This is a genomic window from Mesorhizobium sp. B2-3-11, assembly GCF_006442215.1.
Classification (GTDB): domain Bacteria; phylum Pseudomonadota; class Alphaproteobacteria; order Rhizobiales; family Rhizobiaceae; genus Mesorhizobium; species Mesorhizobium salmacidum.
The window spans coordinates 1-13,507 of sequence record NZ_VFVS01000021.1 but is presented as its reverse complement, the minus strand read 5'-3'; the positions used below and the strand labels follow the sequence as shown (position 1 = coordinate 13,507).

The window sequence follows — 13,507 nt, the reverse complement described above, 5'->3', positions numbered from 1 at the left end:
CGGATCGACGCCTGACGGCGGCGGGCGCGGGCCGCCGAATCAAAGGCGAGGCGTCGTGTGCGTTACGACGGGATCAAGGACGAGACCTCGCGGTCGGACGGCCGCTCGCTCGTCGCCAGCCCAGTGGCCACGCCGGCGCGGTCGGCGGCGTTGCGGTTCTGGCTCATCTTGCGCTTGCCTTCGAGCCTCACGACCGGCATGCGCAGGCCGACAATGCCGCGAAGCTGCGACTGAATGAAGTCGGGCGGCGCGTCCGACACCGCCCAGGGCGCGGCGCGCGCCCCTTCGTGCAGGTTCGTCAGCCGGGTGACGACCTCCAGCAGCCTGTCCGCATCGTCGAAGAACTCGACCGGCCCATAGGCGTGGACGGCGGCGTAGTTCCAGGTCGGCACGACCTTGCCGGTTTCCTGCTTGGTCGCGTACCAGGCCGGCGTCACATAGGCGTCCGGCCCCATGAAGATGGCGAGCCCGTCGCCGATCGAAGGAATACGCCACTGCGGGTTGGCCCTGGCCAGATGGCCATGGATGACGCCATGCTCGCCCTCGGTTTCGTCGAGAAAGAGGGGCAGGGGAGTGGCGAGCGGCCCGTCCGCCGTGGCGGTGACGAGGTTGGCCAGCCGCGCGGCGCGGATCGTCGCCATGAGGCTGTCCTTGTCGTCGTCGCGGAAGGCGGGCGGCGTGTACATTCGAACTCCTTGCGTTGGCCTGACAGATGCCACACAATTCGGCCCGTTGGAAATGTCCCAGTTTCGAAGAGTCCAGATGTCCAGTTGATCCGGGACGGAGCCGCGGTGCTGGCCGGGTTGCGCTGAAATCAGCCGAGCAGGTTGCGCGCCGTGCGCATGAAGATCCTCGAGCCGATCGGGATCAGGTCGTCGGGAAAGTCATAATCGGGATTGTGCAGCGCGGGGTGGCGTTCGCCGGCACCGAGGAAGAACATCGCCGACGAGGCGCTGTGGCCGAACAGGCCGAAATCCTCCGAGGCGCGCATCGGCAGGGCTTCCTCGCCATGCGCGACGCTCTCTTCGTCGAGGGCGCGCCGCAGATGCTCGACCGCATCGGGTGCGTTGACGCTGGCGACGAAGATCTCGTGATAGTCCCAGCTGGCGGAGAGGCCGTGCCGGCCGGCGATCTCCTTGACCAGCGCCTCAGTGGCCGCACAGAGGTCCGCCATGCGCTCGTCGCGGCGGGTGCGCAGCGTCGCCCAGACCTCGGCGTAAGCAGGCGCGATGCCGAACACCGCCTCGCCCATTCGCGCATGCGTGACGGTGATCATGGAGAAATCATCATCGGCGAAGGTCGCGCGGCCGAGCGCGGGCAAAGCCGGCATCAGCTCCGAGATCGCCGGCATGGGCGAAGTTCCGGTCTCGGGCATGGAGGAATGCGCGGTCTTGCCCTCCAGCACGATGCGCATGCCGCGCGAGGCGCAGTTGACCACGCCGGGCTTGAGCCTGACCTCGCCGAACGGCACGCCGGGCAGATTGTGCAGCGAGAAGGCGAAATCGGGCGCGATCTCGCCAAAGCGGGGATCGGCGACGACGCCGGCCGCGCCATTGCCGGTTTCCTCCGCCGGCTGGAACATCAGCACGACGCGGCCGCTGGCCGGCCGCTCGCGGCCGAACTGGCGGCCAAGCGAGGCCAGGATCGCGGTGTGTCCGTCATGGCCGCACATATGCGACTTGCCCGGCACTTGCGATGAATGCGGCACGCCGGACAGTTCCTCGATCGGCAGCGCATCGAGTTCGGACCGAAACAGGACGGTCGGTCCGTTTTTGCCGCTGTCGTAGATGGCGGCGACGCCGTGACCGCCGAGGCCGGTCAGCACCTTGTCCGGCCCGGTGTCGGCGAGAAAGGCGACGACCTCGTCCGCCGTCTTCTCCTCCTCGTTCGAGATTTCCGGCTGGCGGTGCAGCTTGCGCCGCCACTCGGTCAGTTCGACAATGTCGCGATTGGTCAGGGTCATGGTTTTTCGCCTCCACTGCGGTCCTGTGCTAGCGATAAACGGCCGTGTCTGCCACGGTCCAACTCCCAGGCTTCGGCGGGCCAGACACGGCACTCCCTTGTGGATCGGCTACCGCACGCGGTTGGGGCAGAGCGCCTTGAACTGGTCGAGTGTGTAGTCGTAGCCCGAGGCGCCGGAGCCATCCAGCACCACCTTCTCGTCTACGGCGGTGATCCGGTAATCGGTCGTCACATCGGTGCCCTTGTTGCGGCCCTGGAACAGCATCTTGGCGCCATAGAAGGTGGTGAACTCGCCGGTCTTGCAGTTGGCGGTGATTTCGAAGTGCAGCGGCGCCTGCATTTCCGCGTCGATGCACTCCTCGGTGAAATCGTGGCCATATTCACAGTAGACGCGCGCCTTCCGCCTGTCGTGTCTGGCCAGGATGCCGGCGTGCGTGGAGCCGATGCCTGACTTTTTGACGATGGTGAGCTCCATCCCGACCCGTGAGCCGTAGTAGAGCGTCGCGGCGCCCGCCGGCGAGGCCAGCATCACGGCGCAAAGCGCAGCCAAGAGACGTGGCATGGAAACTCCTCCCCTGGGACAGAGGATTGACGCGCGGCATCATCCGGTCAAGCCTTAATGCGGCCCTGCACCTGCGCTTCCCTGGGCGGGCTTCAGGTGAGGTGGACCGCATTTTGCCGCACCTGGCCCAATCGCCTCGGCCCGGGAAACGGATGGTCATTATGAGACGATTGTTTATAACGGTCGCTGAAATCGCGATACCAAGGGGAGACGATGCGCTACATACGTCCGCTTTCAATCGAAGATGCCGTCGGCCAACTGGCCGGGGCGGCCGGTCCGGCCGCCATTCTTGCCGGAGGCAGCGACCTGCTGGTGAGGATGAAGGGTGGCTTTGTCGAACCCGAACTGATCGTCGACATCAAGTCGATCGCCGGCTTGCGCGACATCAGGGAAACCGCCGACGGCTTCAGCATCGGTGCTGCCGTGCCTTGCGCCGTGCTGGGCGAGAACGCCGCGCTCAAGAAGGCGTGGCCTGGCGTCGTCGAAGCGGCGAAGCTGATCGGCTCCAAGCAGGTGCAGGGACGCTGCACCATTGTTGGCAATCTGTGCAATGCCTCGCCGGCGGCCGACAGCGTGCCGGCGCTGGTGGCGGCTGGCGCCAAGGCGGTGGTCGTCGGCCCGTCGGGCAAGCGCACCATTGCCGTGGAGACCGTGCCGACCGCGCCGGGCCGGACATCGCTCGCCAAGGGTGAGATCATCGAGGCGATCCTGCTCGACAAGCGCGCGCCGCGCTCGGCCGATGCGTATCTCAGGTTCATTCCGCGCACCGAGATGGACATCGCCGTGGTCAGCGCGGGCGTGAACCTGACGGTGGACGCAGCCGGCGTCGTGACGGCGGCCCGCGTGGCGATCGGCGCCGCCGCGCCGACCGTGCTTTTGGTGGAAGAAGGGGCGCAGGCCCTGATCGGCCGCAAGCTCGACGAGGCAGCGCTGGAGCGGCTGGCCAAGGTCTGCGCCGGGGCCTGCCGACCCATCGACGACAAGCGAGGCACAATCGAATTCAGACGCAAGGTTGCGGGCGTGCTGGCGAGGAGAGCCGCACAGACCGCCTATGCACGCGCAGGAGGCAAATGATGGCTGGTGTAGCTGTTTCAACCACAATCAACGGCGACAGCGTCGAATATCTCTGCCAGCCCGACGAGACGCTGCTCGACGTGCTGCGCGACCGGCTCGGGTTGACCGGCGCCAAGGAAGGCTGCGGCACCGGCGACTGTGGCGCCTGCAGCGTCATCGTCGACGACCGGCTGGTGTGTTCCTGCCTGGTGCTCGGCGCGGAAGCGGAAGGCCGCCGGATCGAGACCGTCGAGGGCATGGCGCATGGCGATACGCTGCACCCGCTGCAGCAGAAGTTTTTGGAGCACGCCGCCCTGCAATGCGGCATCTGCACGCCCGGCTTCCTGATCGCGGCCAAGGACCTGCTCGCCAAAAACCCCGACCCGACCGAGGAGGAAATCCGCTTCGGGCTGGCCGGCAATCTCTGCCGCTGCACCGGCTATGACAAGATCGTGCGCGCCGTCCAGGACGCGGCCATCGTTATGAAGGGAGCCTGAGATGAATTTCGATCCGCGTTTTTCGGGGCGTAAATTCGCATCCGTCGGCACGCGCCCGATCCGTCCCGACGGTGTCGACAAGGTGACCGGCCGCGCCCGCTACGGTGCCGACTTCAACATGGCCGGCCAGCTGGTCGGCCGCGTGCTGCGCAGCCCGCACGCGCATGCCAAGATCAGGAAGATCGACACCTCGAAGGCGGAAGCGCTTGCCGGCGTCAAGGCGGTGATCACCGCCGCCGACCTGCCCGATCTCACCGACGGCGATGCCGCCATGTACGACATCCTCGACAATTGCATGGCGCGCACCAAGGCGCTCTATGACGGCCATGCGGTGGCCGCCGTGGCCGCGATCGATGCCCATACGGCGAAGAAAGCGCTGAAGCTGATCGAGGTCGACTACGAGGTGCTGCCGCACGTCACCGACGTCGACGAGGCGATGCAGCACCACGCGCCTTTGATCAACGACACGGTCTTCACCGAGGGGCTGGAGGAAAAGCCGGTCAAGCCCTCCAACGTCACCAAGCGCTCGCAGTTCGGCCATGGCGACGTCCATCAGGGTTTCGGCCACGCCGATTTCATCGTCGAGCGCTCCTTCAAGACCGAGCAGACGCACCAGGGTTATATCGAGCCGCATGCCTGCGTGGCCAATGTCAGCTCCGACGGAACCGCCGACCTCTGGGTCTGCACGCAGGGTCATTTCGTCTATCGCCAGCACTGCGCGCAGCTGCTCGGCATGGAAGCCTCGAAGCTGCGCGTCACCTCCTCGGAGATCGGCGGCGGTTTCGGCGGCAAGACCCATGTCTGGGCCGAGCCGGTGGCGCTCGCACTGTCGCGCAAGGCCGGACGCCCGGTGAAGCTGGTGATGACCCGCGACGAGGTGTTCCGCGCCTCAGGGCCAACCAGCGCCACCTCGATCGACGTCAAGATCGGCGCCCGCAAGGACGGCACCATCACGGCGGCCGAAGCGACGCTGCGCTACACCAGCGGCCCCTATGCCGGCACCTGGGCCGAGATCGGGGCCATGACGGCGTTCGCCTGCTATCGTCTAGACAACGTCAAGACCGTGGGCTTCGAAGTGCTGGTCAACCGGCCGAAGACTGCCGCCTATCGCGCGCCGTCGGCCCCGATGGCGGCCTTCGCGGTGGAAAGCACCGTCGACGAGCTCGCCAAGGAGCTCGGCATGGATCCGGTCGAGTTCCGCATCAGGAACGCCGCCCAGGAAGGCACGCGGTCGTCCTACGGCCCGGTCTACGGCCCGATCGGCATCGGCCCGACGCTGGAAGCGGTGAAGAACCATGCGCACATGAAGGCGCCGCTTAAAGCAAACCAGGGGCGCGGCATGGCCTGCGGCTTCTGGTTCAATTTCGGCGGCCAGACCTGCACCGATTTGAACATCGGCATGGACGGCTCGGTCTCGCTCGCCGTCGGCACGGTCGACGTCGGCGGGTCCCGCGCCTCGCTGTCGCTGGTGGCGGCGGAGGAGCTCGGCATCGCCTATGAGCAGGTCAAGGCCATCGTCGCCGACACGTCGAGCCTCGGCTACAACGACATGACCGACGGCAGCCGGGGCACCTTCTCGTCCTCGATGGCGACGATCTCGGCCGCCCGCAACGCGATAAAAATCCTGCGCGAGCGCGCCGCGCAGATGTGGGACATAGCGGTCGACGACGTCGTCTGGGAACAGGGCCACGCGGTCGCCAGGGGCGAGAAGCACGGCAATCTCGGCAAGCTGTCGCTGAAGGAGATCGCGGCGCAGTCTGGCAAGACCGGCGGGCCGATCGCCGGCCACAGCGAGCTCGTCGCCGACGGCGCCGGCGTCTCCTTCGCCACCCATATATGCGACGTCGAGGTCGACCCCGAGACGGGTTCGACCAGGGTGATCCGCTACACGGTGGTGCAGGATGCCGGCAAGGCGGTGCACCCGACCTATGTCGAGGGCCAGTACCAGGGCGGCGCGGCGCAAGGCATCGGCTGGGCGCTCAACGAGGAGTATATTTACGGCAAGGACGGCCGGCTGCAGAACGCCGGCTTCCTCGACTACCGCATCCCGGTCTGCTCCGACCTGCCGATGATCGACACCCAAATCCTGGAAATCCCCAACCCCAACCACCCCTATGGCGTGCGCGGCGTCGGCGAAACCTCGATCGTGCCGCCGCTGGCGGCGATCGCCAACGCGGTCTCGAACGCGGCCGGCGTGCGCATGACCCACATCCCGATGTCACCGCCCCGCATCCTGGCGGCGATCGAGGCGGAACGGGAAGGCTAGGGCCAGATGAGGTTCTGATGGTCGAAGTCACGCTCTGGGGCGCGCTCAGCCAGCTTGCCGGAGGCCAGAGCAAGGTCGAGATCGAGGCCAAGGATATCAGGGAGCTGTTCAGGAAACTGGCTGAACAGTATCCCGGGTTTGAACCGTGGATCGATCGCGGCATTGCTGTCGCGATCGACGGGACGATCTATCGCGATACCTGGTCGAAGAAGCTGCCGCCGGGGGCGGAGATTTTTCTGCTGCCGAGATTGGCGGGAGGGTGAGGGGGGAGCAATTTAGTGAGAACTTTCCAAACCTCTTCATGATCCGCTTCGGCTATTTTGCGTGCGGAATGGCTGGAAAGCATGTCGAATGTCACGTCTTCACGGTAGCTGCACGTTTCATTCGCGCCGCCGCGATTATCTTGATTCCCATTGTGCTAAAAAGCTTATCAGACAAGCTGCTGTTGGATCTACACAAATAGTCGTTCTAGAGTAGGTGGTGCGTCTATTCGAACCACAACCAAGATGCTATTAGGGAATCGGGCGAAATATCAGTACACATTGAGTGTTCATAAAAGGCTGGCCAATACTGAAAACGGCTGCCGACGTCGCCCTGGTTGGGGACAGGCGATGCTCTTTCTGCACTTATCTGACATTCATTTCAAGAAGACCGAGATCGGCCAGCCGGACGATCCAAACCTTGCTTTGCGCAGCGACATAGTTCGTGATGTGCGGCGGATGCGGACGGAAATCGGGCGACCTGCCGACGGCATCCTGCTGACCGGAGACGTCGCTTTCGCTGGCGGTACGGAAGAGTATGCCTTTGCCTACAAGTGGCTCGAAGAAAAGCTGTGTCCTGAAGCAGGATGTTTGATTGATGATGTATTCGTCATACCTGGCAACCATGACGTAGATCGAAGCGCGGAAAACGACATCGCACAGAATATGGCCAGGGAAGCGCTCCGTGCCAAACCCGCCAACGAAGTGAACGGCTATCTCAGACAGTGGATGCGCAGCAAGATCGCCTCGGATGTGATCTTTGGGCCGATCCAAGAGTACAACAGATTTGCAGCGAAATTCTTGTGCTTGCTGAAACCGTACCTAGACAACGACGGAGCGGAAGACCTCGGTGCGCGCCCGTTCGCGCGGCGAGATCTTCCCCTAAACGATGGTTCGACCCTTCGCCTCTGGGGGTTCAACACCGTCTTAGTCTCTGACATTACAGACGATAAGGATCGCATGTTGATTGATCCGGCGGCCGCGCAGATCGAGGAAGAAGACGGTGTCTGTCATATGGTGATGGCGCACCATCCATTTGGCTGGCTCAAGAACGGGCAGGACTTTCAGGAGCGGTGCGAGACAGTGGCGCAGATCCAACTTTTCGGCCACGAACACACTCTACGCGTTGAGGAAGGAAAGTATTTCCTTAGAATTCGCGCAGGTGCAATGCACCCGGATCGGAACGAACGTGACTGGAAGCCGGGCTATAATTGGATCGATGTGTCGGTTGATGGAACTGACGAGAAGCGTAAGCTCGTCGTTAAGGTTTGGGTACGTCAATTTGCAACGAACAATTTCCTTGCGGTACCAGACCGGAGGGGAAATCCGATTTGGGAAAATTCCTATGACTTGCCGCGTTGGGCGGCGCCGAAAGCCGTCGTCCCCCAGATTACGAAAGCCGAAGCGAGTACGCCAGTGCTGGAGTCTCAGACAATGACGACGTCAGCCCCCCTGCCGCCAACCGTCAGGAGCGTGACCATCAAGCTGTTTAAGCTAAAGGAGCACGAGCAACGACGTGTGATCACGTTGCTGAAGCTCGATAGGCCAGGCGACCGAGATATGAAGGACTACGAACTCGTGGTGGCTGCCGTAAAAAGAAGCGAAACGCTAGGCGTTCTTTCCGACATGGACCGCTTGATCGACAAGACATTGGCAGGGGAGACGCTTTGATGGCCGACGAATTCGATTTCATCCAGTCGTATAGGGATCTCGACGCCGGTGCATCTCGCGAGGTCGTCGAAGCGAGGCACAAAAGCTTCAGAAAACTCTCAAAGGCCATCGACAAGATGGCGCAAATCTACGATCTCTGTCGCCTAGCCTACCAAATTGAGCCTTTCCCCGCGCGCCCATGGTTTGAGGATGCCGTGCGGGAATTCGATCCGCACTTCCTTGCGGAAAAGGACAAGGCTGATGCTGGGCGGATCGCCGCGCTGCTTCTTCGAGAACGTATTAAGTCGCCGGGATCGTATGCACCGCTGGCAATTCTGACAACATCATATTGCGGTCGGCGGCATTCCGCTGACGGAGACGTGCTGACGATGCAAGCGAACGTTGCTTTTCACAACGCGGTCCGCAACCATCGGGTTTCTAGTGGAACGAAGCTCTTGGCGGTGCCGAAACTGAAGGCGATCACGGCGGAAGTCGATGCAGTGAACAACAACAATCCATTGCCCGGCCCAGTCGTGAAGGCAGCTTTCGACGCGGTCATGGTGTCAACCGAGACCGCGATCAAGGCTCTATCAGACAACGTCAAGGGACCTGTGGAAAGCGCCCGCAGCGACATCGTCCGGCTCGCTGAGGAAGTCGATATGCTGTGGTGGTGCATTGGCGACTGGCACGAATTGCTCAATAAGCCGCGCACCGAAACGACGTCCGCACTAAAGATGGTAGTATCCGGTGTTGAACTCGGCGCGATGGTGCGGCAATTGCCAGGTCCCTACGGCGCGCACGGGATTCTGAGAAGGATTTCGGGAGCAGAGGCGGACGGCAAGTCCAGTCTCAAGGCTGCTGTCAAATCGCTTTCCCAGGAAGATGCGCAAAAACTGTCGAAGGATATTCCGGAAGCATCTAGGTCTCTATTCCCCGTGCACACGGCGATCCAATTGATCGCGAACGACGGCGACGCTTGGGACACGGAATTCACGAAGTCCGTGCCCGAAATCGCAACCGCCAAGATGTCGCATTTTGAACTCGGCATTCAAGCGTTTCGCGAGCGAGCGTTGCTCGAGTACGGTTGGACCATTTGATGAACACCGTAGTGCCGATCTGCAGCTACGACGGTTGCAAAGTTCAGATCGATGGTAAGTGCGCGCTTGGCCACGATCCGGTTGAGGGCTGCGAGAATTACGCAACTGATATCGAGCCGATCGAAGAGCTCGAAGAATCGGAAGAACCCAGGACTGTCCCGCCGGTACAGATCTGGGCCAGCAACAAGATGCTACTTGCCGATTACTCGATTCTGTCGAGACGGCGTCGGCTGAGAACGGTTGCTCTCGTCGGCGAGGAGAAGGTCGGCAAGACGACTTTGCTATGTTCGATCTATGCGATGTTCTGTCGGGGTCCGTTCGCCGACCTCACGTTTGCGGGCAGCGAGACGTTGCTCGGGTTTGCCAAGCTCCAGGCGTTCGCTATGCTGAGCTCTGGCCGTGCCTCGCCGACAGTACCCCGAACGAGCAGGCGCGATCCGCTGGCGTTTTTCCATCTGGCGCTGGCGCGCAGCCGCAGAGACATTGTTGATTTGGTAATCGCGGACCGATCTGGAGAGACCTATGCGGCCGCCCGGACTTCCACCGACCTCATCGGAACACTCGCCGAATTCAAGCTGGCGGACCGGGTCTGCTTCCTACTCGACGGCGGGCGGCTCGCATCGAACGACGATCGGACTGCTTACACCCGGAATTTCCGCCAGATGATCAATGCCCTTCACGACAACGGGGCCCTAGCTGATGCCGCCGCTGTTGAGATCCTTTCAACTAAGTTGGACATCACTCGCGGCAGTGATCCGGCTGACATAAGCTTCCTCAACGATTTCCAAGCTCGAATCGTGTCCGACTTCGCCAAGAAAGGACTCGCGATTTCATCGCACGAAATCTGTGCACTGCCAAAGGCGGATCGCACGATCGGCATTGTTGGCCTTGACGATCTAGTCCGGCGCTGGACGGAGCCCGAGCCACTTCCCGACGTCGCGCCGCGGCCGGTCGTCGATGCGCCGCGCCAGATCGACCGGCTGATGTCGAAAGTCGCGAGGGGGGCGTGATGGATACTCGTTGCATGGTCTTCGGTATCCAAGAATCCGGGAAAACCACCTTCGCGGCCGCCCTCTGGCATTTGGTTGATAGCGAGGAGATTCCCACGGCCTTAATCAAAGGGAAGCACTTCGGTGACTTTACCTATCTGCAGGAAATTTCAGGATCGTGGGCCGAAGGCTACGAGGTTGAGCGCACGAAATTACAGCAGGTTGAGAACATTCGAGTTAATCTGCTGCATGCGGCATCGGGCGACGAGATGACACTGCAATTTGATGACATGTCGGGCGAAACACTCGAGCAAGCCTTCGCGACGAGATACTGTCCTGAGAAATTCGTCGAACTCGTCAAGAATGCCGAGGGTATGCTGTTGTTCCTCAGTGCGAATCGAAGGAACGATGACTCAGTCACGATCCTTGATGCGTTCGATGCAGAAGAGGAAGCGGCCCAGCCAGCCGTCGACCCGAACCATTGGGAGCCTGCGAAGGCTCCCCTGCAGGTACAACTCGTGGACCTCCTTCAATGTCTGCAACGGCCACCTTTTGAGGCAAAGCCTATGAAGGTCGCTTTGGTAGTGTCTGCCTGGGATCTGGTGCCAGACGGCGACACAAACCCCGAGAAATGGCTTAACGATCGATATCCTCTCTTGGCGCAGTATCTGGCGAATTCGGAAGGCATCCTGAATTTGCGGATCTACGGCGTTTCGGCACAAGGTGGACGATTGTCGAAGAAGAAGGATGGACCAGGTCCCGACCGCGAAAATCTTCTCGCGATCGTGCCCGCAAGCAAGCGGATACGGATCGTCGGCCCGGAGATCACGGAACATGACATCACTCGGCCGTTGCTCTGGCTGGCAGGTCTGGAGTCTGCGATTTGAGTGCTGCTGCGCACGATAGCATCGACCAAGCCCTGTTCGGCTATGCCGACGGCCATCGACAGATCGCGTCATCCGTGCGCTTGCCACCGAGGGACCTGTTCCTTCTCAGCTCTGCGAGCGATCTAGCCAGTGGAGCCCGCCTTGGTGAACAGGACAGTTATCTGTCCGGATTGCCCTTGCCGGAGTCGCGGAGATATGCCGTGTTTCGGACCTGGGCTGCTCCGGAAATGCCGCGCCCGGGTTGCGTGTGGAGTCATGTGCTCCTGCTCGGTCCGAAAACTTCGGGTTCCGTGCCCGCGCTCTCTGGGGTTCTGCAGCTCTTCCGGCGACCAGTCTTGAACGAGACGTCTTTGTACGAAAATCCGCTGGATGTCCCGCTCGCGCGGGCCGTTGAGCCCGCTAACGTCGACCTGATCTCAGAAATCATTGCGGGCTACTACACTGCCGGACGAGCAATATTGTCACCCGACAGCGGTGAACCCGATGAGATCGAAAATGCCGTGTTGGCCGTTTGGTCGCAGCAATGGCCGCGCCTCAGGTCTACGTTCACCTTCTGCACGGCATCGCTGAGCGATAACCGCCGAACTGATCAGAACGACTACAGTGTTCAGGTCGCTCCACGCGATGAGGCGCCTTTAGAGACTCGTGAAAAGTGGGTTCTCACTGCAGCCGTAGACGCTGCGCTAAACCAAGTGACGCCCTTGCGGCGCTTCCTGTGGCGGTATGGTCGCGACATCACGGCCTCCCGACGTCAGTATCGGATGATAGTAGATCTCTACGTACGTTTCGGGAACGCCGATGTTATCCCCGCAGATACAGCCTTTGACGTCTTTCGAGCTCTTCCAGATCCGTTGGAAGGTGCGGTGCTCAAGCGCGATATATTGGGGCTCGGCCCCAGTTCACCAAGGCTTGTGGCTGCGATTTCCGCTGTCGATCTTCTGCAGATTCTGACTTCGAAGGCACTTCCCGAAACTCCGACGACCGCGCAGGTCGGAGCCAGGCTCGGGGAGTTGTCATCACGAGAGATCGGCACCGTCGCGCGCTATTACGCAGCGAACAAGAAAGAGTTGTCGCCATGGAAGCACGAAATCAACAGAGCTATTGTTGCGCTCGCGGATAAGTCATCCGTCACAACTGAGTACCCGAGCGATATGCTCGCCGACGTCCTCCTTGCGCGGAAGGACCTCATCGACGCCGACAGTCTCGCGCTCGTAGCAAACGATGTTCTACCTCAGCTCCTCGAGGGCAAGTCGTCCGCCTCTCACGCTCATGTCGTGATCCGCGAGATGCTTCAAAGAGACTTGGGTGATATCGAAGATTTGATGATTTCTTCGCGCCCCGCGCTCGTTTTTCAATTCGCTGTTGAGGCTCATTGCGAGAATCGGATCCATGAGTCATGGCTCGATCGCCTATCGCGTCAGGGTGAGGAGATTCTGCGCTTGAATTGGTTATCACTACTTCGGTCCACGAAGGAATTTGCTTCGGCACTCTCCATATTGCGTTATCCGCGAAATCTTGCAAAGAGCAGCGCAGAGATTGCAAGGCTTATGTCCGCGATGGTCGATGACGCCCAGGGTAATGAACGTACGACCATGCAAGCTGCATTGCTCAGGATAGCGATCGACGAGGAAACCGCGAACAGTTGGGATTTGATCTCACTGGTGTTGCCCGAACTTCGCGTTGTGGTTGTTAACGCTGGTTTGTCTCGGACTGCAAAGTCCATGTTAGAGAGCGACCTCCCACATTTCTATTCGGCTAGCTACTGGGATCTAAACAAACGGATCCTTCTGAGCCTTTCAAAGCTGAGCTTGGTTGCTCCGAACAACAACATCTTGAACCGGCTCGCCCTCACGCCAGCTGAGATGGAGATCGTCCTTCGGGGCGAAGATCGCCCTAAGAAAAGTTCCCTATTAAAGTTTTGGGATTGGCCTTAAAAGCGTAATATGCTCGGCGTAGTAGTAGCCATAGCAGAATAGGCGTGATAGGCTTCGCTCACCTCACAACAAAAACGTCTGCCGCTCCCGCAACGCCGCCGTAATCGCCGCAATCCCCTCCTCGATCTCGCGTTTGCCCGCCAGGATTGCATCCCCTTCGACACCTTCCAGAATCGACCGCAGCAGTTCCGCCTGGCCGACCAGCACCGCATCCTTCTCCACCAAGGCCGCGAGCGTGCCTGCTTCTAGGCGTTGGGCCATGCGGTCGTTTTCCGGCTGGTGGCGGATCAGGCCTTCCAGGCCCCGACCTTGCCCTACACCACCCCCGCCGCCTGCGCCCTCATATACAC

General features: G+C 61.2%; 13 protein-coding genes. 9 read left to right on the top strand and 4 right to left on the bottom strand.

Features of this window, described 5'->3' with window-relative positions; genetic code table 11:
* Positions 1-62: 62 nt before the first annotated feature.
* From FJ960_RS24550 to FJ960_RS24540, 3 genes are all read right to left on the bottom strand, one after another.
* The gene (locus FJ960_RS24550; RefSeq protein WP_140717427.1) at positions 63-686 is read right to left on the bottom strand and encodes an FMN-binding negative transcriptional regulator; all 624 of its coding nucleotides are present in this window, start codon (positions 684-686) and stop codon (positions 63-65) included.
* Between the two features lie 128 nt (positions 687-814).
* A complete protein-coding gene (locus FJ960_RS24545) occupies positions 815-1,963 on the bottom strand; it encodes an amidohydrolase (protein ID WP_140509257.1) in 1,149 nt (382 codons plus the stop codon).
* Between the two features lie 108 nt (positions 1,964-2,071).
* Positions 2,072-2,524, bottom strand: a complete 453-nt coding sequence (locus FJ960_RS24540; RefSeq protein ID WP_140717425.1) for a hypothetical protein — start codon at positions 2,522-2,524, stop codon at positions 2,072-2,074.
* A gap of 213 nt (positions 2,525-2,737) precedes the next feature.
* Between FJ960_RS24540 and FJ960_RS24535 the strand changes: the two genes are divergently transcribed.
* The 9 genes from FJ960_RS24535 to FJ960_RS24495 all read left to right on the top strand — a co-directional run bounded on the left by FJ960_RS24535 (position 2,738) and on the right by FJ960_RS24495 (position 13,157).
* Positions 2,738-3,598, top strand: coding sequence for a xanthine dehydrogenase family protein subunit M (locus FJ960_RS24535; RefSeq protein WP_140717423.1), 861 nt, complete (start codon positions 2,738-2,740; stop codon positions 3,596-3,598).
* On the top strand, positions 3,598-4,074 hold the full coding sequence (locus FJ960_RS24530; RefSeq protein WP_140509251.1) for a (2Fe-2S)-binding protein: 477 nt from the start codon (positions 3,598-3,600) through the stop codon (positions 4,072-4,074). Before FJ960_RS24535 ends, FJ960_RS24530 begins: the two co-directional genes overlap by 1 nt.
* A 1-nt stretch (position 4,075) precedes the next feature.
* The gene (locus FJ960_RS24525) at positions 4,076-6,340 is read left to right on the top strand and encodes a xanthine dehydrogenase family protein molybdopterin-binding subunit (RefSeq protein ID WP_140717421.1); all 2,265 of its coding nucleotides are present in this window, start codon (positions 4,076-4,078) and stop codon (positions 6,338-6,340) included.
* Between the two features lie 17 nt (positions 6,341-6,357).
* Positions 6,358-6,603, top strand: a complete 246-nt coding sequence (locus FJ960_RS24520) for a MoaD/ThiS family protein (protein ID WP_140717403.1) — start codon at positions 6,358-6,360, stop codon at positions 6,601-6,603.
* A 348-nt stretch (positions 6,604-6,951) separates the two neighbouring features.
* The gene (locus tag FJ960_RS24515) at positions 6,952-8,271 is read left to right on the top strand and encodes a metallophosphoesterase (protein ID WP_181174307.1); all 1,320 of its coding nucleotides are present in this window, start codon (positions 6,952-6,954) and stop codon (positions 8,269-8,271) included.
* Positions 8,271-9,347 carry a GTPase-associated system all-helical protein GASH gene (locus tag FJ960_RS24510; RefSeq protein ID WP_140717399.1) on the top strand — a complete coding sequence of 359 codons (1,077 nt, stop codon included), beginning with the start codon at positions 8,271-8,273 and terminating at the stop codon, positions 9,345-9,347. The genes FJ960_RS24515 and FJ960_RS24510 overlap by 1 nt, the downstream gene beginning before the upstream one ends.
* Positions 9,347-10,357, top strand: coding sequence for a hypothetical protein (locus FJ960_RS24505; protein WP_140717397.1), 1,011 nt, complete (start codon positions 9,347-9,349; stop codon positions 10,355-10,357). The genes FJ960_RS24510 and FJ960_RS24505 overlap by 1 nt, the downstream gene beginning before the upstream one ends.
* Before the next feature lie 14 nt (positions 10,358-10,371).
* On the top strand, positions 10,372-11,223 hold the full coding sequence (locus FJ960_RS24500) for a hypothetical protein (RefSeq protein ID WP_140717395.1): 852 nt from the start codon (positions 10,372-10,374) through the stop codon (positions 11,221-11,223).
* The gene (locus tag FJ960_RS24495) at positions 11,220-13,157 is read left to right on the top strand and encodes a hypothetical protein (protein WP_140717393.1); all 1,938 of its coding nucleotides are present in this window, start codon (positions 11,220-11,222) and stop codon (positions 13,155-13,157) included. Before FJ960_RS24500 ends, FJ960_RS24495 begins: the two co-directional genes overlap by 4 nt.
* A 63-nt stretch (positions 13,158-13,220) precedes the next feature.
* Here FJ960_RS24495 and FJ960_RS24490 read toward each other — a convergent pair.
* A partial coding sequence (locus FJ960_RS24490) for a hypothetical protein (RefSeq protein ID WP_210243291.1) occupies positions 13,221-13,507 on the bottom strand: 287 nt, incomplete at its 5' end.

What these genes read in the sequence shown, in the direction of transcription:
- FJ960_RS24505 (WP_140717397.1), top strand. Translation starts at nt 9,347, where the DNA reads ATGAACACCGTAGTGCCGATCTGCAGCTACGACGGTTGCAAAGTTCAG.
- FJ960_RS24515 (WP_181174307.1), top strand. Translation starts at nt 6,952, where the DNA reads ATGCTCTTTCTGCACTTATCTGACATTCATTTCAAGAAGACCGAGATC.
- FJ960_RS24535 (WP_140717423.1), top strand. Translation starts at nt 2,738, where the DNA reads ATGCGCTACATACGTCCGCTTTCAATCGAAGATGCCGTCGGCCAACTG.
- FJ960_RS24525 (WP_140717421.1), top strand. Translation starts at nt 4,076, where the DNA reads ATGAATTTCGATCCGCGTTTTTCGGGGCGTAAATTCGCATCCGTCGGC.
- FJ960_RS24500 (WP_140717395.1), top strand. Translation starts at nt 10,372, where the DNA reads ATGGTCTTCGGTATCCAAGAATCCGGGAAAACCACCTTCGCGGCCGCC.
- FJ960_RS24530 (WP_140509251.1), top strand. Translation starts at nt 3,598, where the DNA reads ATGGCTGGTGTAGCTGTTTCAACCACAATCAACGGCGACAGCGTCGAA.
- FJ960_RS24510 (WP_140717399.1), top strand. Translation starts at nt 8,271, where the DNA reads ATGGCCGACGAATTCGATTTCATCCAGTCGTATAGGGATCTCGACGCC.
- FJ960_RS24545 (WP_140509257.1), bottom strand. Translation starts at nt 1,963, where the DNA reads ATGACCCTGACCAATCGCGACATTGTCGAACTGACCGAGTGGCGGCGC.
- FJ960_RS24520 (WP_140717403.1), top strand. Translation starts at nt 6,358, where the DNA reads ATGGTCGAAGTCACGCTCTGGGGCGCGCTCAGCCAGCTTGCCGGAGGC.
- FJ960_RS24550 (WP_140717427.1), bottom strand. Translation starts at nt 686, where the DNA reads ATGTACACGCCGCCCGCCTTCCGCGACGACGACAAGGACAGCCTCATG.
- FJ960_RS24540 (WP_140717425.1), bottom strand. Translation starts at nt 2,524, where the DNA reads ATGCCACGTCTCTTGGCTGCGCTTTGCGCCGTGATGCTGGCCTCGCCG.